This is a genomic window from Streptomyces plumbidurans, from assembly GCF_019857225.1.
GTDB lineage: Bacteria > Actinomycetota > Actinomycetes > Streptomycetales > Streptomycetaceae > Streptomyces > Streptomyces plumbidurans.
Genome location: NZ_JAFJSY010000016.1, coordinates 67,153 through 90,481 on the forward strand (window position 1 = coordinate 67,153; position 23,329 = coordinate 90,481).

Here is a 23,329-nt window from a genome sequence, read left to right on the forward strand (position 1 = left end):
TCACCGGATACTGTCCCGCACGGCACGGACACGACGGGGGCGGAGTGCATGAAATCCGAGGAAGTGCAGCGATGGGCGTCGACGCTCGACGCGGTCGTGGTGTACGCGCAGGGCGCGCTGTGCACCCGGGTGGCCCGCGGCACGGTGCCGGAGGGCGGCCGGGTGCGGGTGACGGGGCTGCCCCGCTCGATGGATGCGGGCTCGCTGCGCGCCAAAGTCGTCGGTGACAGCGGTGTACGGGTCACCGAGGTGCGCGTGGAGGTGGACGCCGAACCGTCCGGCGCCGAGACGGCCGACACCTTGCGGCACGAGATGGAACGGCTGCGGGACACGTACGAAGCCGCCCAGGGGCACCGTGACCGGCAGCTGAGCCAAATCGCCGAGGTCGCGGCGCTGCGCCCGGTTCCGCCGGGCCGCAAGCGAGAGGACCCGCCCCGCCGCACACCCGCCGACGCATGGCTGCGGCTCGCCGATTTCGTCGACGAACGACTGCGCGGCCTGCATCAACGGCTCGCGGAGCTGGAGGAGGAGCTGCGCCGCGCCGAGCACGAGCTCTCCCTCGCCACGGACCGCTGGGTCCGCGCCTCCACCGCCGTACCGTCCGGGCCCGTGGAGACCACCGTCGGCGCGCTGCTGACCCTGGACGGATCCGGACCGGTGGAGCTGGAGGTCGAGTACGGCGTGCCGGGTGCCGTCTGGGTCCCCGCCTATCGCCTGACGCACCGTCAGGACGACGACGGCGGAACCCTGGTGCTGCGCGCCTCGGTCGCCCAGCGCACCGGAGAGGACTGGACCGGGGTGCGCATCGCCCTGGCCACCGCGGATCTGCGGCGCCGCACCGACCTGCCGAGGCTGCGCTCGATCCGGGTCGGCCGACGCCAGCCCGCCCCCGCACCCTCCGGCTGGCGCGAGCCTCCCGCGGGCCTCTCCGACCTGTTCGCGGGCTACGACGCGGCGGGCCCCCGCCCAGCCTCGAACGCGAGGCCCGCTGCCGCTGCCGTCGCGGGAGCCGGTTCCGCCCCACCGCCGCCCCCACCGCCGGCACAGGCGTACGGCATGGTGGCGCCCGCCGCACCCGCCGAGTCCGGCTACGGCGCCGTCCTGGAGGAGGACTTCGACGACGCCATGCTCGACGCGGCGCCGTCCTCGCAGTCGTCGCCGTCCTCGCCGTCCGGACGACCGCGTCGCAAAGCTCCGGCCGAGCGCGCCGCCGCTCCCGCCGCCTTCGCTCCCGCGGCCCCGGGCATGAGCGCGCCGCCGCCCCAGCCGCCGCCCGTGGTGAACGGCCCGCCCCGGCCGAGCGGCGCGGAGCTCGACTACGCCGCGCTCGTGCTGTCCGGTGCGGACGAGCCCGAGGACCGCAGGGGCAGGCTCTTCCCGCAGCTGACGTACGACCCGGTGGCGGTGGAGTACCGCCGCCGTGCCGAAGCGGTGTCCGCGCTGCCGTTGCCCGGACACGCCGTGCGGCCGCGCGAGTCGGCGGGTTCCTTCGACCACCGCTTCGACGCGGTCGCCCGCGCCGACATCCCCTCCGACGGCACCTGGCACACCGTCACGGTGACCGAGATCCCGGTCGGATTGCGCACCGAGTACGTGTGCGTGCCGTCCGTGGAACAGACGGTCTACGCCACGCTCGTACTCTCCAACGCCACCGAACAGGCCCTGCTGGCGGGCCCGGTGGAGGTCACCGTCGACGAGGACTTCCTGCTGACCGCCGCCCTGCCGACACTCGCCCCCGGCGGTGTCCGCCGCATGGGACTTGGCCCGGCCGAGGGCATCCGGGTCACCCGCCGGACCAACCTGCGCGAGTCGACGGCAGGTCTGCGCGGCAACACCACCGTGCTCGACCACCAGGTCCATGTGGAACTGGCCAACCGGCTCGCCAAGACCGTCACCGTCGAGGTCCGCGAACAGGTCCCGGTCACCTCCGAACCGGACGTCCGGATCGAGGAACGGGCCGACTGGACGACCCCCGAGCAGGACTCCGGACCCGATCGCCACGCCCCGGGCACCCGCATCTGGCGGGTGGACCTGCCCGCCGGCAGCAGCGCCGCCCTCGACGGCGGCTACGAGATCCGCGTCCCGGCCGCCAAGGCCCTGGTCGGCGGCAACCGCAGGAGCTGACACGATGCCCACGGAAACCCTGCCGATCCCCCTGCCCGTCACGGCCGTCACCTGCCTGGAGGACCGCGCCCACGTCGAGCGGACCACCGGACTCGACCTGCGCGCCGGCGTCCAGCGGCTGCGCCTCGGTCCGATCAGCGCGCTCGCGGTCGACCGCACGCTCCATGCGGAACTGACGGGTGAGCACGGGGCGACGGTCCTCGACGCACGGATCGTCCGCACCTGGACGCCGCGAAGCCCCGAACCCTCCGCCGACGATTCCGTGCTGCGTCTGCGGATCCATGCCCTGGAAGAGGAACGGCAGGCCCGCGGCCACCAGGGCGACCGGCTGCGCACCCGCCTCGACCTGCTCGGAAAACTCGCCGCCGATCTGCTGCGGGACATCGCCGAGGGGACCGGCTTCGGGGAGACGGACGAGGCCCGCTGGACCCGGGAGCTGGACCGGATCGACGCCGAACGCGCATCGCATGGCGAGCAACTCCGCGCCGCCGACGCCCGGTTGGCGGTGTTGTCCACCGAACTCACGGAGGCCCGGCAGGCCCTCGACCTCGCCGAGGAGCAGCCCGCCGAACTGGTCGGCCATGTCGAACTGACCGTGCAGGCCGAGGCAGCCGGACCGGTCCGGCTGCGTCTGACCCACCTCACCTCGTGCGCCCTGTGGCGCCCGGCCTACCGTGCCGTACTCGACGCGGACGCGCTGACGCTGGAGACCGACGCGATGGTGTGGCAGCGCACGGGCGAGGACTGGTCGGACGTGCGGCTCACCCTGTCGACGGCACGCTCCGCGCTGACCACCGACCCACCGCGGCTGACCGAGGACCGGCTCACCCTCAGGGACCGCTCCGCCGCCGAACGCCGAACCGTCGACGTGGAGCTGCGGGAGGAGGACATCGCCGACCTCGGCCCCACCCCGGTGCTCGGTCTTCCCGGCGTGGACGACGGCGGCCAGGCGCGCGTCCTGCACTCCCCCACGGCCGTCTCCGTCCCCACGGACGGCCGCGCCCACCGGGTGCCGCTCACCGCGATCACCACCGCCGCGAGCAGGGAGTACTCCTCCTCCCCCGAACTGTCGCCGCTGGTCACCGAGGTCGTGCGGTTCGACAACACGTCCGGCCACGCGCTGTTGGCCGGACCCGTGGACCTCGTACGAGGCAGCGGGTTCACCGGCCGCGGGACGCTGGAGTTCACCGCTCCGGGCGCCCCGGTCGAGCTGGCCTTCGGCAGCCACGACGACTACCGCGTGATCCGGCACGCCGAGGAGTCCCGCGACACCGCGACGCTGACCCAGCGGACCCTGATCACCCGCACAGTGCGCCTGCATGTGTCCCGCTTCTCCGCACCCGGAGAAACGGGTGAGCAGGTCGTCGCCCTGCGCGAACGGATCCCGGTCTCCGAGGTCTCGGCCGTGGAGGTACGACTGCGCAAGGAAGCCTGCGCGCCGGAGCCCGACGCGATCGACGCCGACGGCATCGCCCGCTGGGACCTTCGTCTGGCACCCGGTGGCCGCCGCACGGTCACCCTGGTCTACGAGATCTCGGCGAGCGGCAAGGTCGTCGGGCTGTGAGCACGGGGCCACCCTGACCGAGGGTGGCCCCGCACTGTTGTGCACCGCTCACGGCACTACTCGATGTTGATCTTGAATGTGCTGGTCGTGTTGCGGACGTCCTGGGCGTTGCCGCTCATCCGCAGGTTGCGGAAGGTGGCCTCGCCGACCGCGGGGCCCTGGCCGGGTTCGGGCAGTTCGTTGGCCCAGATGCCGAAGCCGGACTTGGCGTCGAAGGCGTCGCCGCTCTTCTTGGAGTCGGTGATGGAGATGTCGGTGAAGACGGTGTCCTTCACCGGGAACTGCGGCTGTCCTCCTACGTAGTTGGTCTGGAACATCACGCCTCCGTAGGTGGAGTCGTCGATGTCGACGTCGTTGACCCTGATGCCCTGGAAGACCTTCGAGGCGGAGAACGCCCAGATGGCGGGGAAGACCTGCGCGCCCCAGAAGTGGCCGCCCGTCCGTTCCAGGGAGACGTTCTCGATCGTCGTGGGTTCGGTGCCGAAGCCGTTCATCGGATAGCCGAAGTCCAGCGAGGAGATCGTGATCCCGGAGTAGACCAGGGTGTCGGCGACCCGGATGTTGCGGAAGGTGTTGTCGTAGCCGCCGTAGACCGCGATACCGGCCGCCCGCCAGGTGAGGGTCGAGGTCAGGTTCTCGTAGAGGTTGTTCTTCTCGTCGGCGCCTCCCGCGTCGATCGCGGAGAACAGGGCGAAGCTGTCGTCTCCCGTGGCGCGGGCGTCGTTGTTGACGACGTGGTTGTCCGTGGAGCCGTTCGTCATGTTGATGCCGTCGGCGAACATGTCACGGATGCGGGAGTTCTTGATGGTCATGTTGTCGGTGTTGGCGCCCCAGTACAGGCACACCATGTGCTCGACCCAGATGTCGTCGATGGTGACGTCGGAGACATTGGAGAAGTCGAACACCTTGCCCGGACCGTCGATCCGGGACGTGTAGTTGCCGAAGTAGGAGAAGCCGGCGAAGGTCGAGCCCTTGGCAGTTGCGTCCGCCCGGAAGCCGACGTCGGTGTTCTCCTGGGAGGCCGGTGCGTGGAAGCGGGTGAACCACGGCCCGGCTCCGACGACCTTGACGGCCTTGCCGTAGATCTGGAACTTGCTGGAGGTCTCGTAGTCGCCCGCGGGCAGATAGACGCCGACGAGCCTGCCCGTGGTGTCCATGCGGACCTGGTCCAGCGCGTTCTGCACGTCATGGTGCGAGAAACCGGCCGGGACCGCGTAGGCGGCCGGGTCGGGGTTGGGATCGGCCGTCGCCTGCTCGGTGTTGACGAAGTCGATGGCGTAGGTGGAGGTGTTGGCGGCGTCCTTCTGCAGCCGGATCCTGGAGCCTGCCGGGACGGTCTTGCCGAGCAGCAGGTTCGCCTCGTCGTAGATGTGGCGCGGGGCGCCGGAGCCGGGTGAGTTGCCGGGCGAGGTCTCGTTGCCGTACAGCCAGGCGTACTTGGAGGTGAGGTCGATCGGCTTGAGGAACTGGCCGTCGACGTAGACGTCGAGTGTCGTGTCGGTGCCGTCGGGGATCGAGAAGCGGGTGACCAGGGTGTCGGTCGCCGCGCGGGTGGTCCACTCGACGTACTGTCCGGTCGAGTTGAGGGTGACCGCCTTGCGGCCGCTCGCCTCGCCAGCGAGGTCGCCGATGGTGCGGTTGGGGCCGACGACCTTGGCGCCGCCGCCGACCGTGCCGTCCTCGGCCTCGTACATGTCGTACGGCATGTCAGCGCCGCGGCCGATGAACAGGGGCTGTGTGGTGGTATTGTTGGCCCGTTTGACCGGGAGTTCGTTGGTGTCGTCGGCGATGACGGTCTTCACGGTGTACTTGCCGTTGGCCGCCGTCCACGAGCCGAGGTCGACCGGTGCGGTCGTCCGGCCCGCCGCGATGGCGCCGTTGTAGGAGCCGGTGAGCGTCTTGACGGTGGCGCCCTTGGAGTCCTGGATCGTCAGCGTGACGTCGTGGCCGCCGGAGGCCGAGTCCACGGTTCCCTGATTTTTGATGGCCACGGTGAACTTGACCTCGTCACCGGACGAGGCGCTGGACGGGGTCCAGGAGACGGGGGCGGCGAGCAGGTCGGAGCTGGAGACCGGCTTGACGACGAGTGCGTCGGAGCGGGTGAAAACGTTGTTCGCCTCGTTCTGCTCGATGACCTTGTTCGACGGGTCCACCTCGGCGCCCACCGGGTAACTGCCCGCGTCCCGGGTCCCGATGCTCGCGGTGACCGTCTTGGACTCGCCGGCCGCGAGGGCCGGGACGTCCGCCGTGGCGGCCTTCGTGCCCCCGAGCGTGAAGTTCACGTCGGTGGCCTTGGACGGCTTGCTGCCGCTGTTGGTGACGGTCGCCGAGAGGCTGATGGTGTCCGACTCGACCGGCGCCGAGGGCGAGTTGGTGAGGGCGGTGACCTTGAGGTCCGGGTTGGCGGACGGCGTGCCGATCACCTGGAACTCGGCGACCTGCGCGCCCGGGGCACCGGTGTTGGAGGTGAACTTGAGCTGGATGTCGGCGGCGGAGCCGGAGACCGGGATGGTCACGGTGTTCTCGCTCGCCGGGTTGAAGGTGTAGTCCTTCGCCGCGGCGAGGCTGGTGAAGCCCGTCGCGTCCTGGTCGCGGCCGAGCACCTGGATGTTCTGGGTACGCGTGGACCAGGCGGCGTCCGGATTGAGCTTGACGACGACCTGGCTGAGGTCGGCATTGGCGCCCAGCTTGGTGGTGAGAGTGGCCGGGTAGGCGCCGCCCGCGCTCTCCCAATAGGTGCTGTTCTGGCCGTCGTTGGCGTTGGCGGCGACATAGGTGAAGACGTACGACGAGGCCTCGATCGGCTTCCCCTCGGCGAGGTTCGAGCCACCGTCGGTCGTGCCGGGCCGGGTGACGCTGTTGCTCGCCACGGACACGTTCCCGGCGGCGTCCTTCGCCTTCACGTAGTAGGTGACCGTGGCGGCGGCGGACGGGGTGTCGGTGTACGTCGTGACGTCGCCCGCCACGGACTTGACGAGCCGGTCGTCGGCGTAGACGTCGTAGCCGGTGACCTTGACGTTGTCGCTGGACGCCTGCCAGGTGAGCTTCACGTCGCCGCCGGACTGCGTGTAGGCGAGGTTGCCGGGCGCCGTGGGGGCCTGCGTGTCGCCGCCCGCTCCCTTGCGGGTGACGCTGTTGCTGTTGGCGGAGACATTGCCGGCGGCGTCCTTGGCGCGTACGTAGTACGTGATGTCGCTGCCGGCGGGCTGGGTGTCGGTGTAGGTCAGCACGTTCCCTGCGACGCTCGCGCGCAACTGGCCGTCGGCGTAGATGTCGTAGCCCGTCACGGCGGTGTCGTCGGTGGCCGCGCTCCAGGTCAGTCTGATCTGTCCGGTGGCCGGTTCGGTGTAGCTCAGGTTCGTAGGCGCGGTGGGCGCCTGGGTGTCGCCGGTCGCGGGTCCGTAGACCTCCAGCTCGGACAACTGCCCTGCGGGCCAACCGGTGTTGGCGGTGATCAGCACGCGGACGTATCGCGTCGTGGTGGTGTCGATGCTGACGGTCGCCGACTGGTCGTTGCCGCTGTCGAAGGTGTACGCCTTCGAGGCCGTGAGGTCGGTGAAGTTCTGGTTGTCCGTGGAGCCCTGGATCTTGAGGGTCTGGCTGCGGCTCGGCCAGCCGCCAGGCAGCCGCAGGGTCACCTGGTTCACCTTGACCGAGGAGCCGAGGTCGACCTGGAGCCACTGCGGGAAGGCGTTGTTCTTGCTCTCCCAGTAGGTGTCGCGGTTGCCGTCACCGGCGTTCGCGGCGCCGTAGACATCGGCGTGCCCGCTCTCCGTGAAGGGCTTGCCCTGGGCGAGGTTGGGGGTCGAGGCGGCGCTCGTGAGGACCTGCATCTCGGCGAGCTGGGCGGTCTCGGCGACCGAGTTGCGGGTGAAGTCGGCGCGCACGTAGCGGGCGAGGGTCGCGGGGAAGGAGACCTTCACCGTGTTGCCGTTGCCGGGGCTGAAGACGTACTGCGCCGACGACTTGAGCGTGGCGAAGCTCTTCCCGTCCGCGCTGCCCTGAAGTGCCAGTGTCTGCTTGCGAGTTCTCCACTGTTCGGGCAGCCGCAGCACGACCTGGCGTACGCGCTTGGTCTTGCCGAGGTCGGTCTGCACCCACTGCGCCGACTTCTTCCCGGCCTGCCAGTAGGTGCTGTTGTCGCCGTCGGTGACATTGGCGGCCGAGTGTGCGCGAAGGGCGCTGCCGGCCCTGGTCGCCGTGTCGGCCGCGGCATTGGGACCGCCGGCCGCGTGCGCGCCGACGGCGGGCATGCCCAGAGCCAGGACGGCGGAGGCGAGCGCGGCCGTTGCCGCGCGCCGTCTGAAGGATCTCGGTTTGTGTCGCATCATGCGTGGTCACTCCCTGCGAAGGTGCGCGCGCCGGAAGGGGCGGCGAGGACGGCTCGTTCCTGGGCAGAGCGACGGCGCACACGACCCCCTCTGCCATGAAGCAGGGAATGCATGCGCAGCTTCTTGCACTGTTTCATCGCAATATTGCAGAGCAATGTGAGCACGTCTACTGCACGCGCACCGCATTTTTCACCGTCAACTCCCGCACTCCAGCGGGAAAATTGCGATGTTCCCACACCTTGCATCGCACAGCGCAAGCACACGCAAGGAACGCAAATTCTTGCGTAGCTCTACGAAACTCCGTGCATATCGAGGGCCCGGCGTCTCAGCCCTGGCCCGCGTGCAGGTGACTGTTCGAGGCCTCCGGCGGGCACGGCTGCCGTTCGGCGCGGAGATCGCGTCGCCAGTCGTGGATCGCGAGGGCGAGCGAGCAGACGATGGGGAGGGTGCCCAGGCCGACGGAAGTCGCCACGGCGGTGCGGTAGTTGTGGGCGCCTGCGCTCAGCACGACGTAGAAGAGCCCGGGCAGGGCGGCCGTACCGATCGAACCGCCCAGCCGCTGCCCGGTCTGCAGGGCGCCTCCGGCCGCGCCCGCCATCCGCACCGGCACGTCGCGCAGGGTCATGGTGATGTTCGGGGAGATGACACAGCCGCTGCCCAGGCCGCCGGCGAACAGGAGGGGAGCGGTGATCCAGGCGGCCACATGGGCGGGTTCGAGCAGCAGGATGAGCGCGGTGCCGCCCAGGCCGAGCACCACGGCGGCCAGGCCGCACACGGTCAGCAGCCGGCCCAGCCGGTCCACGAGACGGCCCGAGGCCGCCGCCCCGAGGGCCGATCCGATCGCGAACGGGGTCACCGCGAGACCCGAGCGCAGGGGCGAGTAGTCCAGGCCGTTCTGGAAGAACAGCGCGAAGACGAGCCACACCCCGCTGAAGCCGACGAAGTACAGCGTGCCGATGGTGGCGCCGACGGCATAGCCGCGCGTGGAGGTCACCAGCCGGGGGTCCAGCAGCGGTTGGCCCTCTCGTGCCGCGACGCGCCGCTCCCACCGCACGAAGGCGGCCAGGCACACCGCGCCCAGCAAAAACAACCACCACAGCCGTCGTACGCCGCCCGATTCGGCCAGCACCAGCGGCAGCATCAGCGCCAGGACTCCGCACCCGAGCAGGGCGACACCGACCAGGTCGAGCTGTTCCCGACGGCCCGGTGTCGTCCTGGGCAGCAACCGGATGCCCAGCAGCAGGGCGACGGCGCCGACGGGGACGTTGACGTAGAAGATCCACCGCCAGCCCTGCGGGCCGTCGGCGAGGGCGAGGATGAGCCCGCCCGCGATGGGGCCCACGGCGCTGGAGACGCCCACGACCGCGCCGAACAGGCCGAAGGCGCGGCCGCGTTCGGCCCCGCGGAACATCTGCTGGATGAGCGCGGAGTTCTGCGGGGCGAGACAGCCCGCCGCGACGCCCTGGGCGAGGCGGGCGGCGACCAGGAAGGTGATGGTGGGCGCCGCGCCCGCCGCCGCACTGCACAGCACGAAGGCCCCCAGGGCCAGCAGGAAGATACGGCGCCTGCCGATAGCGTCACCGACCCGGCCCGCGGTGACGAGGACCAGGGCGAAGGCGAGGGCGTAACCGGAGACCACCCATTGGATGGCGGGGGCCGACGCGTGCAGGTCGCGCTGCATGGACGGCAGCGCGACCGCCACGATCGTGACGTCGAGCAGGCTCATGAACCCGGCGACCAGCGTGACCCACAGCGCCTTCCAGCGCCGTGGATCCGTTCCGTCACCCGCCTGCGTCGGCACCGCTCCTCCTTCGCCTGCCGTGGGCCTGCACCTGCCCGTGGCCCTGTTTCGATCAGGACATGCACACCTTTACGGGCATACCACGCCGACGCGCGTCAGAACCTGGGCGTCGGCGCCTGGCTCTCCACCATGCGGTCGGCCTCCTCCGCCGTGGCGACTGAGGGCGGCGACCCGGCCAGCGGCCGGCGCGCCGTCTCCCGCATGCACAGCACGGCGATCACGCCGACGAGCGATGCGCCCATGACGTAGAAGGCGGGCATCAGCTCGTTGTCGGTCACCGAGATCAGCGCGGTGATGACGAAGGGCGTGGTGCCGCCGAACAGGGAGACCGCGAAGTTGTAGCCGATGGACAGGGAGCCGTAGCGGACCTCCGTCGGGAACAGCGCGGGCAGGGTGGCGGACATGGTGCCGAGCAGGCAGACCAGCGAGAGTCCGAGCATCAGCATCGCGGCCGACACCGCCACCAGACTGCCCTGCCTGACCAGCAGGAACGCCGGCAGGGACAGCACGAGGAACCCGAGCATCCCGGTCATCAGCAGCGGCTTTCGGCCCAGCCGGTCGCACAGTCGGCCCACCTGGTTCACGATCAGCATCAGCACGACCATGGTGGCGATCAGGACGAGCAGCCCGTGGGTCTCGGAATAGCCCATGTCGTCCGACAGATAGGTCGGCATGTACGACAGGAGCATGTAGTCGGCGATGTTGTAGGCGCCGACCAGGCAGATGCACAGGACGAGGGTCGGCCAGTAGTCGCGGAAGATCTTCGTGAGGTCCTTGCCGGTGGTCGTCTCGACCGCGGACGCGGCATCGGACGCCCGGTGCATCGAGCCGTCCTCCAGCTTCTGGAAGGCGGGTGTCTCGTCGAGCCGGAGCCGCAGGTAGAGACCGATCATTCCGATGGGACCGGCCACCAGGAACGGCACCCGCCAGCCCCATGCGTCCATGCCGCCGCTGTCCAGCACCGATGTCAGGGCCGTGACCAGCCCGGCCGCGCCGACATAGCCGGCGAGGGTGCCCAGTTCGAGGAAGCTGCCGTAGAAGCCTCGGCGCAGATCGGGCGCGTACTCGGCGATGAAGGTGGAGGCGCCGCCGTACTCGCCTCCGGTGGAGAAGCCCTGGATCAGCCGGAAGAAGATCAGCAGGACCGGGGCCCAGAAGCCGATGGTGGCGTACGAGGGGATCAGACCGATCGCGAACGTGCCGATCGCCATGAGGATCATCGTCAGGGCGAGGACCTTCTTACGGCCGATCCGGTCGCCCATCGGTCCGAAGAACATGCCGCCGAGGGGACGTACGAAGAAGGCCACCGCGAAGGTCGCGAAGGACGACAGCAGCTGGACGGTGTCGTTCCCGGAGGGGAAGAAGACGTGTCCGATGGTGACCGCGAGATAGCTGTAGATCCCGAAGTCGAACCACTCCATGGCGTTTCCGAGCGAGGCCGCCTTCACCGCCCTCTTGACGGCCGCCTCGTCGGTGACGGTGATGTCGGTACGGCGCAGTGGCGGGTTCCTGCGCCGGCGCACGGCCCTGAACAGGGTGCGATGTCGTCTGACCGCTCCAGGGTCCGCGTCGCCGACGAGGAGACCGGACTCGTTGTCGGTCATGAGCACGCTCCTTTCAGCCTGGCACGGGTGCCGCGAGATCGTCTGCTCGCCGACGGCTGCCGCAAACCGGGGAACGGCCGAAAAACGGTCGAGGGACACGTCCGAGTACCCAGGCGAGCGGGGCGGACCCGCACGGACGCCGCTCACGGACGCCGGTGTGATGCCGCTCACGGGGCGTCATATTACTGAAACGTAACCTTCCAACTGCTACCGCCGGTAACACCCTCGCGGATACCGTCCTGACACTTCGTCTAAGAGTGGCAATGAAAGTGGCACGGGGTGCGGGGCGCGGCGGAACGACCGCGCCCGAACCACCGGCCCCTCCCCCACCGGCCTGGCCCCACCAGGCCGTCAACCCCACCGAGCCGCAGGTCGAGGCTCGGCCTCCCCGACACCGGAGACCGTCATGCCCGCATCCGCCCGCCTCCTGGCCGTCGCCGTCACGACCGCCGCATGTCTCGGCAGCACCGCGCTTCCCGCCGTAGCGGAGCCGCAGACCGACGCCGTGGTCTCCCGCGGTGTCACGATCCCGGAGTTCTACAACCCGCCCGCCGCCCTGCCCTCCGCCAACGGCGCCCTGGTGCGCAGCGAACCCCTCCCCCTGGCGCTGAGCCTGCCGGGCGTCCACGGGCCGCTGCCCGGCACCGCCACCCGTCTGATGTACAAGTCCACCGACTCCAACGGCGAACCCATGGCGGTCACCGGCGCCTACATCGAACCCAGCGCGGCCTGGCGGGGCTCCGGCGACCGTCCGCTGGTGGCAGTGGCGCCCGGCACCATGGGCCAGGGCGACCAGTGCGCCGCCTCCCTCGGCCTGGAACACCCCCTGACCCTCAACGGACAGACGGTGTCGATCGGCTACGAGGACCTGGCGATCTACCGCCTGCTGGCCAAGGGCGTCGCCGTCGTCGTCACCGACTACGCCGGGCTGGGCGCGACGGACCGCACGCACACCTACGTCAACAGGGTGGACGAGGGCCACGCCGTGCTCGACGCCGTCCGAGCCGCGCGCTCGCTCGACGGGACGTCTCTCACGCCCACCTCACGCGTGGGCCTCTTCGGCTACAGCCAGGGCGGCGGCGCCACCGCGTCCGCCGCCGAGCTGCAGCCGTCGTACGCCCCCGAGATCACCCTGTCCGGGACCTACGCGGGCGCTCCCCCGGCCGATCTGGTCGAGGTCACCAAGGCCATCGACGGCAGCGAGCTGGCGGGCGCCCTGGGCTGGTCGGTCAACGGGTTCCTGGAGTCCGACCCCGCGCTGAAGCCGATCGCCGACGCCCACCTGAACGCGGCGGGCCACGCGGCCCTCAAGGATCTGTCGACCATGTGCGTCGGCGACGCCATCTTCGGATACGGCGGTCGGCACAGCACCAGTTGGACCACGGACGGCCGGACCATCAGCGACATCATCCAGTCCGAGCCCGCGCTGACGGACTTCCTGGACAAGCAGCGCATCGGCACCATGAAGCCCGCGTCACCGGTACGGCTGGCCACCGGCATCAGCGACAACCTCGTACCGCACGCACAGGCCCGGCGGCTCGCCGTCGACTGGTGCGCCAAGGGCGCCGACATCACCTACAAGCCCGTCCCCGAGCTCGACCTCGGCAGCGCCCTGATCAACCACTTCACTCCCCTGCTCACCGACCAGGGCGACGCCATCTCCTGGCTCACCGACCGCTTCGACGCCAAGCCGGCCACCTCCAACTGCGCCGCACTGCCCGGTCTCTCCTGAGCGTATGCGACGGCTGGAACTGTGGAACTGCAGTCCCTAGGCGGCCAGGGTCTCGCCTTCGCGAACGATGACCGCACGCTCGGCGGTGTACTGCTCCATGAGCAGATCCGCCGTGCGGAGGGCCTGCGCGACGGTGCGGGAGCCGGTCATGACGCACAGCGTGTACGTGACGTCCTCCAGGGCGGCGCTGCTGCGGCCGCTGGGACGTACGTCGTGCTCGATCCGCGCCTCGGCGAACCGGGCCAGCACCGCACGCAGTTCCTTCTCCGCCGGCACCATCATGGCGATTCCTCTCCCACACAGCACAGCTCGCAGGCGGGCAGGCGCCACCGCGAGGATTTTGGACTTCATCAGTGGCGTCGTTGTCACTGGGCGACGCCGAGGGGCGTCGGGTACAGCCCCAAGTGCCCCGGTGTGAGAGATACATACCTGCAGGGGCCAAAGATCCGTCGCATGGAGCAGTGAGATCGCTCAGCGTCGGCGGTTGTCCGATGCCCGGTCCGGCTTCGCGCCGGACGCCGGACGCCGGACACAGCACCGCGGCCCCGAGGCAATCGAAGCACTCGGGGCCGCGTCTGCGCTTTGTGGTTGTGAAGGGCGGTCGCCTACGCGGCGAAAGGCACTGCAGGGCTTCAGCCGAACGATCTTCCCTGCAGGCGATAGGTGAGGCCCGGGGACACTGTTCCCTTCACTCCCACGCCGGTCATAACGCCGTCGCCCGGCGGGGCATTCCCGCGAGCGGTGCGCCGCCGGATCTCCTGGCGGATGTACCGCTCACGGCCGAGTGCCTTGCGCCGTTCCGCGGTCGACCGCGGAGGTACCTCGATCCCGCCCGGCATGCTCGCGATGGGTGTCGGCATGGGCCCGTCCGTGCGTGCCCGACCGCTCAGTCAGGCAGTCCGCGAACGAACTCCTCGACCGACGTCGCCACCGCTCCCGGAGCCTCCATGTTCATGGGGTGGGTGGCATCGATCCGGGTGACGCTGATCGTCGGCCGGGAGCGGGAGAGCACGGTCAGCTCGTCCCAAACCCCTTGGGCGAACCGGGCGTTGAAGTCGGCGAACCACTCCATGCCCGGCGAGGGCGGCAGCCGCCGGCCGGCCTGTACCAGCAGCAGTGGGCGGTCGATACCGTCCAGCCATGCGGTGACACCGAGCGCGCCCAGCCTGTGCAGTTCGTCGACGATCTCGAGTGCCGCCGCCCGCTCCGGCAGCGTCTGCCAGCTGCCGTCGGGCAACGGGCGTACGGCGGCGCGGGCGGCGGCCTCGGCGCGGTCGCGAGGGATCCCGAATCTGGCGGAGTTGGTGATCTGCTGCTCGATGTACTCCGGCGGCGCGACGGTCCCGGCCGCCGCCAGCAGCCCCTTGCTCACACGTTCCGCGCCCGGCTCGTCGGGCCCCCACCAGAAGCCGTCGAGATTCACGGCGGCTCGGACCCGCTCCGGGCACGCCCGGGCGTACTCGACCGCGACGAGCCCGCCGAGGGAATGGCCGACCACGACCGCCTCCGGTACACCAAGCGCGTCCAGCGTGTCCGTGATCCGCCGCAGCACGGCGGGGATGTTCCAGGAAGGGATATCGGGTGAATTGCCGTGTCCGGGGAGGTCGACGGCGAGAACGCGGTGTCCGGTGGTGAGAAGGGCCGCCGAGGTGTCCCAGTCCGTGTGGGACCGTGCGTAGCCGTGCAGGAGAACGAGTTGCGGGCCGTTGCCCCCGTAGTCGTGCGTATGCAGAAATGTCATTGACCTTCACTCTACGAGACACCGGCGTCTGCACATCGCCGTACGTCGCGTGCTGGACCGGCCTCACGCATCGACTACGGCGGCGACCGCCTCGATCTCGACGAGCTGGTCCTCGTAGCCGAGCACGGTGACGCCCATCAAGGTGCTCGGGACGTCATGATCGGCGAACGAGTCCCGGACGACGGTCCACGCCGTCACCAGATCCTCCCGTCGGGTCGAGGCGACGAGAACCCGGGTGCTGATGACGTCCTGAAGGGACGCGCCTGCGGCGGCGAGAGCGGTCCGCATGTTCTCGACGGCCTTCGCCGCCTGGCCCGCGTAGTCGCCGATCGCAGCCGTGGAGCCGTCGTCGTTCAACGGGCACGCGCCGGCAAGGAAGATCAGGCGGGAATCGGCGGGCGCCGTGGCGGCGTAGGCGTATTCGGCGATGTCGGACAGGGAGGAGGAGCGGATCAGGGTGACGGTACGAGCCATGGTCGTACGGTCCTTTCTCATCGGGTGTTGAGCGGTGGCACGGCACTCCCGAGGGTGCGGCACTCCCGAGGGTGCGGCCGACGGCCCTCGCGCCCATGGGTCTGGGTCACTCGATCGGCCGCGCCCGAAATGAGACCGGCACCAGGGGCAAGCAGAGTCGTCCGCATGAAGGCAACACACAAGAACCGACTGGAGATATCCATGTCACGCGCACTCGCGACAAGCACCCTACTCGGCCTCGCCCTCGCAACCGGGATGGTCACGGCCGGATCCGCTCAGGCCGCGCCGTCAGCCGTTCACTCCGCCATGAGGACCGCCACGGTTCAGTCCAGCCCGGGCCACTCCGCCTTCGGCGGCTGGGGCGACTGGGACGATGACGACGGCGACTGCAACGGAACCGCCAACATCTGTGCGTGACGCCCATCTCGTACAACCGAGGGCAGGCAGAGGAGGGCTGCGTCCCCGCAGTACCTCCTCCGCCTCCCTGATCGCCGCCTACGGGCGGCCTTTTGCATGCACTCAGTGCGTGACGACCGCGCCCGCGTAGACGTTGTCCGGGGTGACGATCTCCGTGATCGCCCGGGCAAGGAGGGTGGAGGGCTCCTGACCCTGACTCGTGGAGTCCGTGTTGATCATGATCACCATGGTGGCCTTCTGCGAGGGCAGATAGACGGTCACCGTCTCGTAGCCAGGGATCGAACCGTTGTGCCCGATCCACCCGTTGGTCTCGAAGATGCCGAGGCCGTAGTCGGTGCCGGGGAAGCCGGTCGGCAGGGTCTGCAGCCGCTGCGCCTGGGTGCGAGGGCTCAGCAGTTTCCCGGTCGCGACGATCTCGGCCCAGCGGCGCAGGTCGTGGAGGTTGGAGATCATCGCCCCGGCCGCCCAGGCCCAACTGGGGTTCCAGTTGGTGGCGTCGGCGACCGACCCGTCCAGCGTCTGGTTCGTGTAGCCGTGCGGATGCGGCTGGGGGAACTGGGCACCTCGCGGGAGCAGCGTGTGCCTCAGCCCGGACCGCCGGAGCACCTGCGCGTCGATCACATCGCCGAACCGGTGACCCGTGACCTTCTCGATCACCAGGCCGAGCAGGACGAAATTGGTGTTGGAGTACTCGAACTGCGCGCCCGGCGCGAACGTGTTCGCGTGCTTGAAGCCGTACGCCAGTAGCTCCCGAGGGGTGTACGAGCGCTGCGGGTCGCTCAACAGGGCCTGTACGAAGTCCGGGTCGGAGGTGTACGGGAACAGGCCGCTGCGCATTTCCAGGAGGTGCCGCAGCGTGATCCTGCGGCCGTTCGGCACGCCGCTGATGTAGCGGGAGATCGGGTCGTCGAGGCGGACCCGGTGCTGGTCCACGAGTTGAAGCAGCGCGGTGGCCGTGAAGGTCTTGGTCTCGCTGCCGATCCGCACGAAGGAGTCGGTGGTCATCGGCTGCTGGGTGACGGTGTCGGCGACGCCGCTGGCGCGGACGTAGCAACCCTTGCCGGGCAGCCACAGGCCGACGACGGCACCGGGGATGCCCGCCTGCCGGCGGACGTCGTCGATCGCCGCGTCCAGCCGGGCGTTCAGCGTCGCGCCGAGTCCGCTCTGCGGGCAGTCGTGGCGCCCGTGCCGGTCGACGGCCCCGGCGGCGTGGGCCACCGCGGCGGGAGCCGCCGTCGACGGGATGAGAACGGACGCCGCGAGCAGCGTGGTGGCGAGCAGTCGGCGGTGGGGGGTACGTCGCATGTCGGGGCGCCTCTTCCGGTCACAGGCTCGGACAAGACGGCCATATGATCAACGGCGACCTCGTCATGAGGGCCCCTTGCACCTTGTTCACCTGAGAGTCCACCCGTTCGGTGGCACGCCGGCCGATGCCGGGCGCCCACGCGCTCCAGAAGGGGCCCCGCCTCATGTCTCCCGCACCGGCGCGTACGCCTCGGCCTGCAGGCCGAACGTCCAGGCGACACCCTCCTTGGCGGTCCGGGTCGACGGCGGTACCCGCAGCCAGTACGTGCGCCGGGTCCCGTCCGGTTCCGGAGTGGAGTTGAGGACTTCCACCATCACCACGGGCTCGTCGTCGACCAGGTCGATCCGCCACAGCGTGCCCGTCTCGTCCTGGTGCACCGGCCGGGCGCCCGAGTCGGCGAGATAGCGGTCGTAGCCGTAGTACTCCAGCATCACGCGCCGCAGTTCGGCGTTCTCCTCGCCGCGGATCCGCTCCGGTGTGAGCGTGCGCAGTTCGGCCAGGAAGGTGGCCGGTACGGGCATGCCGCGCCAGGCGTGCAGGGCGAAGCCGTCGGGATAGGCGAGGGCCGGACCGTCCCCGTGGTCGAGCCGTCCGGCCTCGTCGCGGTGCAGGGCGACGGGCCGCTCCGACAGGACGGCCACGCGGGCGAAGGGCCACCACCAGCCGGCGCTGCGGCACACCTGGGCCAATGCGCCGAGCGCACCGTCGTCGCAGGAGAACGCGGCGAGCCACGGAGCGTCGTGCTGTCCGAGCACGGCGTCCAAAAGGAGCAGCCGGACCTGTGCGGCCTCCTTGCCCGTGTCCTTGCCGACCAGGTCCTCGATGACGCCGGCGTGTATCCGGTCCACGAGGGCCTGAGTCGAGTCCCACAGGCGCCCGCCCGTCGCCGCCCAGTGCGCGGCCCAGCCCGCCGCCCCCAACTCGGCGTGGACCCTGCACCGTTCAAGCGCCCACGGAGTGCTGCGCACCACGTCCCGTACGCTCGCCCCGCGGTCCGGCAGTTCGCGGATCAGCGCGACGGCCGCTCTGGGCGACCCCACCCACACCACGCGCTCCGGTTCCGCGAGTCCCGCAAGCCGGTAGGCACGCCGTACGCCGTCCTCGGCGGTGGCACGATCGGCGGGACCGGTCGCGGCGGCCCATGCGCGCCACTGGCCCAACTCCTCCAAGGAGACGTTCTCTTCCAAGGAGACGCTCTCCTCCAGGGAGACACTCTCCTCCGCGGAAACGCTCTCGTTCACGGTCTCTTCGATGTCCGTCCTCGTCATGTGCCCCTCCGCCATCCGCTGTTCAGTCCGCCACGATCCGGACGGATCCGGGCACGTACTCCCGCTGTCTGATCACGCGGTACCAGCCCTTGGGCAGCGATCGCCGCGTGCTCCTCGTGCACCACCCGGCCGCCCTGGGGAAGGTGCAGCAGGAAGGGGCCGTACGATCCCGGCTCGCGCACCAACTCCCCCGGCCCGACGACCGCGTGGGCATGGCCCGTGACCTCGCCCAGCGCCAGCACGAGCCGGCCCCGCCCGTCGCGCCGCTCCCTGGGGGCGTGCGCCACATGGGCCGGCAGCGCCCCCTCCGTCACCGGCACGATCAGCACGTCTCCCTGTCGGTACATGGCTGTCCCCTCACCGCCGGGTGCACCGCGCACCGGCCTCATGACCACGACGGTAGGCGGCACCACTGACAACGCCCCGGATCCCCGCCCCGCCGAACGCCGTTGTCAGTGGCTGTTGGTAGAACTGCGGTCATCACAGATCGCACACACTTCCCTTCTCCTCAGGAGCGGCAGCATGACCATCGGTGACCACCTCAGCTCGCTCTACCGGCTGCCCTCCCACACCTTCCCGGGGCCGGACGCACCCACGGACAAGCTGCCCGAGCCGGACGCGGTGGCCTGGCGGATCAGCAGCGAGGTGTACGACTCCAACGAGGACTGGCCGGACGCCTTCGCCCGTTTCTGTGCCGCGGTCGACACCACCCGGGTGCGAGCCGTGATCGTCGGGGCCTGGCAGGAGGCCTACGACTCCGACCCGCACGCCGTCATCGCGGCCCTGCGTGCCGCCCGGGACCGCTTCCCCGCGCTGCGCGCGCTGTTCCTGGGCGACATGGTGATGGAGGAGTGCGAGATCTCCTGGATCAACCAGACCGACGTCGGCCCGCTCCTGGCCGCATTCCCCCAGCTGGAGGAATTCGGTGTGCGCGGCGGTTCCGGGCTGGGTTTCACCGCGCTCGAACACACCGCGCTGCGCAGGCTCGTTGTGGAGACGGGCGGGCTGCCCGCCGAGGTGGTGCGCGGCATCGGCGCGAGCGACCTGCCCGCTCTGGAGCACCTCGACCTGTGGCTGGGCACACCCGACTACGGCGGCAACAGCGAGGTCGCCGATCTGGAGCCGATCCTGTCCGGCGCCCGGCTGCCGCGCCTGCGTCATCTGGCCCTGCGCAACAGCGAGATGCAGGACGCGGTGGCCGCCGCCGTGGCCGCCGCCCCGGTCGTGGACCGCCTTGAAGTGCTCGACCTGTCCATGGGTGTGCTGACCGACGAGGGTGCGGTCGCGCTCCTGGGCGGTCAGCCCCTCACCCACCTCAAGAAGCTCGATCTGCACCACCACTACCTCAGCAAGCCCGTGGAGGAGCGGGTGCGGGAAACCCTGGAGCCCGCGGGCGTCGAGGTCGACCTCGACCGCGACGACGCGGAGGAGGACACGGAGGACGACGGCACGGTCTGGCGTTATGTCGCCGTCGGCGAGTGAGCACGTCCTCCAGTGAGTACTTCCTCCATGACTCGGCCAGTCGCCCACGGCAGGCCGCGGTTCGCCGTGGTCGGCAACCCCGGCAACCGCCGGGTGTCCCTCTTCGCGGACGCGGTGCGCGCGGCCGGTCTGCCCGGTCCGCGGGTCATCGCCTGGGCGGACGTCCTGCGCGAGCGGGGAGCGGACTTCGCGGCCGACGAGATCGTACGGATCGACTCACCCGGTGAGGATTCCGAGGTCGACCGGTTGCTGCGGGGCTCGCTCGATCCCACCCGGGTCGAGGGCTCGGCCCGCTGGTACGCCGGGTTCACCGCCGCGCTGCGCACCCTGCGCGGCGGCATCCGCCTCGACGACCCCGGCGAACTTGCCGTGCTGTTCGACAAACGCGCCTGTCACGCCGTGCTGGACGCGGCGGGCGTACCCGTCCCCGCCTCGCCCACCTCGGGCCCCGACGGCGCGCCGGTGCGCAGCTGGGACGACGTACGGACGCTGATGCGCGAGCACCGTATGCACCGGCTGTTCGTCAAACTCGCCCATGGGTCGTCGGCGTCGGGAGTCCTCGCCGTCGAGTCGGGCGGCGGGCGGATCAGGGCCACCACGTCCGTCGAACTCGCCCCCGACGGCGCGCTGCACAACTCGCTGCGGGTACGCCGCTACGACAGTGAACGGGACATCGCCGCCATCGTCGACACGCTCGCGCCGGACGGGCTGCATCTCGAACGCTGGGTGCCGAAGGCCTCCCAGCAGGGCCGCGCCGCCGACCTGCGGGTGGTGGTCGTGGCCGGCCGGGCCACCCACGCCGCGGTCCGCACCAGCCGCACTCCCCTGACCAATCTCCACCTCGGCGGGTGCCGCGGCGACCTGGACGCCGCGCGTCAGGCCGTGGAGGCGGCGGGCGCGCACTGGGCCGACGTACTGGACGTGTGCGAGCGCGCCGCCTCCTGTTTCCCGCGCACCCTCTGCGTCGGCGTGGACCTGCTGCCGGCCGTGGGCTGGCGCAGGACCTTCGTCGGCGAGGTCAACGCCTTCGGCGACCTGCTGCCCCGGCTCACCGGCCTGCCCGGCAGCGGCGCCGAGGGCCTGAACACCTACGCCGCGCAGGTGGCGGCCGCCGTGCGCAGCATTTCCGGGTCTGCCCTGCACAGCCCCACCGGCTCTGCTCTGCCCAGCCCCACCGGCTCTGCTTTGCCCAACCCCACCGGGGCCGGCCCGCTTCACCCGTACAGAACAGGAACACCCCATGCCTGAGCCCGACATGAACGAGGTCGTCGGCCGTCACGACATCCTCCTGGTCACCCTCGACACACTGCGCCACGACGTGGCCGTCGAGCTGGCGGCCGAGGGCCGCATCCCGAACCTCGCCCGCCATCTCCCCGGCGGCCGCTGGGAGAAGCGCCACGCGCCGGGCAGCTTCACCTACGCCTCGCACCAGGCGATCTTCGCGGGCTTCCTGCCCACTCCGGCCGAACCGGGCCCGCATCCGCGGCTGTTCGCGGCGAGCTTCGCCGGGAGCGAGACGACCGCCGACGGCACCTTCGTCTACGACACCCCGGAGTTCGTCTCCGGTCTGGCGCAGGCGGGCTACCGCACCGTCTGCATCGGAGGCGTCGGCTTCTTCAACAAGCAGGGCCCGCTCGGCACGGTCCTGCCCGGTCTCTTCCACGAGGCGCACTGGGAAAGGGAGTTCGGCGTCACCTCACCGCACTCCTTCGAGAACCAGGTCGCCCGAGCCGAGCAGGTGGTCGCTCAACTCCCCGTCGACCAGCGGCTGTTCCTCTTCGTGAACGTCTCCGCTCTGCACCAGCCCAACTGGTTCCATCTGCCCGGCGCGACCCGCGAGACGGGCGACACCCGCGAAACGCACGCCGCCGCGCTGGAGTACGTCGACCGGCACATCGGCCGCCTCTTCGCCGCCGCGAGCTCCAGGCGCCGCTGCTTCGCCATCGTCTGCTCCGACCACGGCACCGCCTACGGCGACGACGGCTACTCCGGCCACCGCCTCGGCCACGAGTCCGTGTGGACGGTGCCGTACGCCCACTTCTTCCTCGACCCCTCAGAGACCGACCTGGCGGTAACCGCCCCCGCGGAGGCCGTCCGATGACCACCGCCCAGCTCACCAGCCCGTATCAGCACTACGTCTACGCCTACCCGCACAAGACCGCCTACCGCAGGCTGCCCGACCGGCCCACGCTGCGGTCCCTGTGGGCTAACGAGGACAAGAGTGCGCTCTCGCTCTACCTGCACATACCGTTCTGCGAGGTCCGCTGCGGCTTCTGCAACCTCTTCACCCGCATCGGCGCTCCCGACGGCCTGACCAGCGCCTACCTCGACGCCCTCGAACGGCAGGCGGACGCCGTGCGCGAGGCTCTCCGGCCCGGCGGGCAGGTGCGATTCTCGACCGCGGCGCTCGGCGGAGGCACCCCCACCTTCCTCACCGCGCCCGAACTGGACCGCCTCTGCGACATCGCGGAACACCGTATGGGCGCCGACCTGCGCGCGATCCCGCTCTCCGTCGAGGCATCGCCCGCCACGGCCACCACCGACCGCCTCACCGTCCTGGCCGAGCGCGGTACCACCCGGCTCAGCCTCGGCGTCCAGAGCTTCGTCGACTCCGAGGCGAGAGCAGCCGTACGCCCGCAGCGCCGCGCCGATGTCGAGGCCGCACTCGCCCGGATCCGGGACACCGGCATCCCTGTCCTCAACATCGACCTCATCTACGGCATCGCCGGCCAGACCGAACAGACGTGGCTGCGCTCCCTGGACGCCGCCCTCGACTGGCTGCCCGAGGAGCTGTACCTCTACCCGCTCTACGTCCGCCCCCTGACCGGCCTCGACCGTCACCGCACCGGCAACGGCCCCGACCCAGCCTGGGACGACCAGCGGTTGCGCCTGTACCGCGCGGGCCGCGACCACCTCCTCGCCCGGGGCTACACCCAGCAGTCGATGCGGATGTTCCGCAGGATTGATGCCCCGCGGCAGGGCGCCGACGACTACGCCTGCCAGACCGACGGCATGATCGGCCTGGGCTGCGGCGCCCGCTCGTACACAGCCGGTCTGCACTACTCCTTCGACTATGCGGTGGGGATGCACGAGATCCGCGGGATCATCGACGACTACGTCTGCACCGGCGACTTCACCCGCGCGGAGGTCGGCTACCGCATGGACGCGCACGAGGCGCGCCGCCGCCATCTGCTCCAGTCGCTCCTCCAGGCGGAGGGCCTGACGGTCGCCGACTACCGTGCGCGCTTCGGAGCGGAGCCGCTCGACGACTTCGGCCCGGAGCTCCAACTCCTCGCGGACCGGGGTTGGTTGACCGACACCACCACCGACACCACCACCGACCCCAGCCCCGGCCCCAACCCCGGCCCCGGCTTCGCTCGGCTGCGGCTCACCCCGGAGGGACTGGCCCACTCGGACGCGATCGGACCCGAGTTGTTCTCCCCCGCCGTCCGGGCCGCCATGGCCGCCTACGAGAGGAAGTGACG

General features: G+C 70.5%; 15 protein-coding genes and 1 pseudogene. 7 read left to right on the forward strand and 9 right to left on the reverse strand.

All coding sequences use genetic code 11. The annotated features are described in order from the left end of the window. Positions 1-48: 48 nt before the first annotated feature. Together JYK17_RS13285 and JYK17_RS13290 are read left to right on the forward strand one after the other, a co-directional pair. Positions 49-2,124 (forward strand): DUF4139 domain-containing protein, encoded by a 2,076-nt coding sequence (locus tag JYK17_RS13285; protein WP_222810428.1) that lies wholly within the window; start codon positions 49-51, stop codon positions 2,122-2,124. Positions 2,125-2,128: 4 nt separating this feature from the next. Continuing rightward, on the forward strand, positions 2,129-3,688 hold the full coding sequence (locus JYK17_RS13290; RefSeq protein ID WP_222810429.1) for a mucoidy inhibitor MuiA family protein: 1,560 nt from the start codon (positions 2,129-2,131) through the stop codon (positions 3,686-3,688). Positions 3,689-3,744: 56 nt separating this feature from the next. Here JYK17_RS13290 and JYK17_RS13295 read toward each other — a convergent pair whose 3' ends face one another. From JYK17_RS13295 to JYK17_RS13305, 3 genes are all read right to left on the reverse strand, one after another. Further along, positions 3,745-8,019, reverse strand: a complete 4,275-nt coding sequence (locus JYK17_RS13295; protein WP_222810430.1) for a discoidin domain-containing protein — start codon at positions 8,017-8,019, stop codon at positions 3,745-3,747. A gap of 325 nt (positions 8,020-8,344) precedes the next feature. Beyond that, positions 8,345-9,820 (reverse strand): MFS transporter, encoded by a 1,476-nt coding sequence (locus JYK17_RS13300; RefSeq protein WP_222810431.1) that lies wholly within the window; start codon positions 9,818-9,820, stop codon positions 8,345-8,347. 95 nt (positions 9,821-9,915) lie between these two features. Next, complete coding sequence (locus tag JYK17_RS13305) at positions 9,916-11,424, reverse strand: MFS transporter (RefSeq protein ID WP_222810432.1); 1,509 nt, start codon at positions 11,422-11,424, stop codon at positions 9,916-9,918. Positions 11,425-11,830: 406 nt separating this feature from the next. On the opposite strand from JYK17_RS13305, the gene JYK17_RS13310 reads away from it, so the two are divergent. Beyond that, positions 11,831-13,156: a lipase family protein gene (locus JYK17_RS13310; RefSeq protein WP_128800943.1), complete on the forward strand. Its 1,326-nt coding sequence runs from the start codon at positions 11,831-11,833 to the stop codon at positions 13,154-13,156. Positions 13,157-13,192: 36 nt separating this feature from the next. Here the strand turns inward: JYK17_RS13310 and JYK17_RS13315 are convergent, their stop codons facing one another. The 6 genes and pseudogenes from JYK17_RS13315 to JYK17_RS13340 all read right to left on the reverse strand — a co-directional run bounded on the left by JYK17_RS13315 (position 13,193) and on the right by JYK17_RS13340 (position 18,709). Next, positions 13,193-13,438, reverse strand: coding sequence for a DUF5133 domain-containing protein (locus tag JYK17_RS13315; protein WP_108014223.1), 246 nt, complete (start codon positions 13,436-13,438; stop codon positions 13,193-13,195). 604 nt (positions 13,439-14,042) lie between these two features. Then, positions 14,043-14,897 (reverse strand): alpha/beta fold hydrolase, encoded by an 855-nt coding sequence (locus tag JYK17_RS13320; protein WP_222810433.1) that lies wholly within the window; start codon positions 14,895-14,897, stop codon positions 14,043-14,045. 63 nt (positions 14,898-14,960) lie between these two features. Continuing rightward, positions 14,961-15,371 carry a RidA family protein gene (locus JYK17_RS13325; RefSeq protein ID WP_128800946.1) on the reverse strand — a complete coding sequence of 137 codons (411 nt, stop codon included), beginning with the start codon at positions 15,369-15,371 and terminating at the stop codon, positions 14,961-14,963. 519 nt (positions 15,372-15,890) lie between these two features. After that, positions 15,891-17,093, reverse strand: coding sequence for a serine hydrolase domain-containing protein (locus JYK17_RS13330; RefSeq protein ID WP_222810434.1), 1,203 nt, complete (start codon positions 17,091-17,093; stop codon positions 15,891-15,893). 162 nt (positions 17,094-17,255) lie between these two features. Continuing rightward, positions 17,256-18,362 carry a DUF6745 domain-containing protein gene (locus tag JYK17_RS13335; RefSeq protein ID WP_222810435.1) on the reverse strand — a complete coding sequence of 369 codons (1,107 nt, stop codon included), beginning with the start codon at positions 18,360-18,362 and terminating at the stop codon, positions 17,256-17,258. A gap of 22 nt (positions 18,363-18,384) precedes the next feature. Then, positions 18,385-18,709 (reverse strand): annotated as a pseudogene (locus tag JYK17_RS13340) (DUF8820 family protein). 175 nt (positions 18,710-18,884) lie between these two features. Between JYK17_RS13340 and JYK17_RS13345 the strand changes: the two are divergent. From JYK17_RS13345 to JYK17_RS13360, 4 genes are read left to right on the forward strand one after another with little or no spacing between them, the layout of a single operon-like run. Beyond that, entirely contained in the window at positions 18,885-19,844 is a 960-nt protein-coding gene (locus tag JYK17_RS13345; RefSeq protein ID WP_222810436.1) for an STM4015 family protein, read from the forward strand. 27 nt (positions 19,845-19,871) lie between these two features. Continuing rightward, positions 19,872-21,092 (forward strand): STM4014 family protein, encoded by a 1,221-nt coding sequence (locus JYK17_RS13350; protein ID WP_222810437.1) that lies wholly within the window; start codon positions 19,872-19,874, stop codon positions 21,090-21,092. Positions 21,093-21,099: 7 nt separating this feature from the next. Beyond that, positions 21,100-21,945: an STM4013/SEN3800 family hydrolase gene (locus JYK17_RS13355; RefSeq protein ID WP_181362575.1), complete on the forward strand. Its 846-nt coding sequence runs from the start codon at positions 21,100-21,102 to the stop codon at positions 21,943-21,945. Further along, a complete protein-coding gene (locus tag JYK17_RS13360; RefSeq protein ID WP_222810438.1) occupies positions 21,942-23,327 on the forward strand; it encodes an STM4012 family radical SAM protein in 1,386 nt (461 codons plus the stop codon). Before JYK17_RS13355 ends, JYK17_RS13360 begins: the two co-directional genes overlap by 4 nt. Positions 23,328-23,329 lie beyond the last annotated feature (2 nt).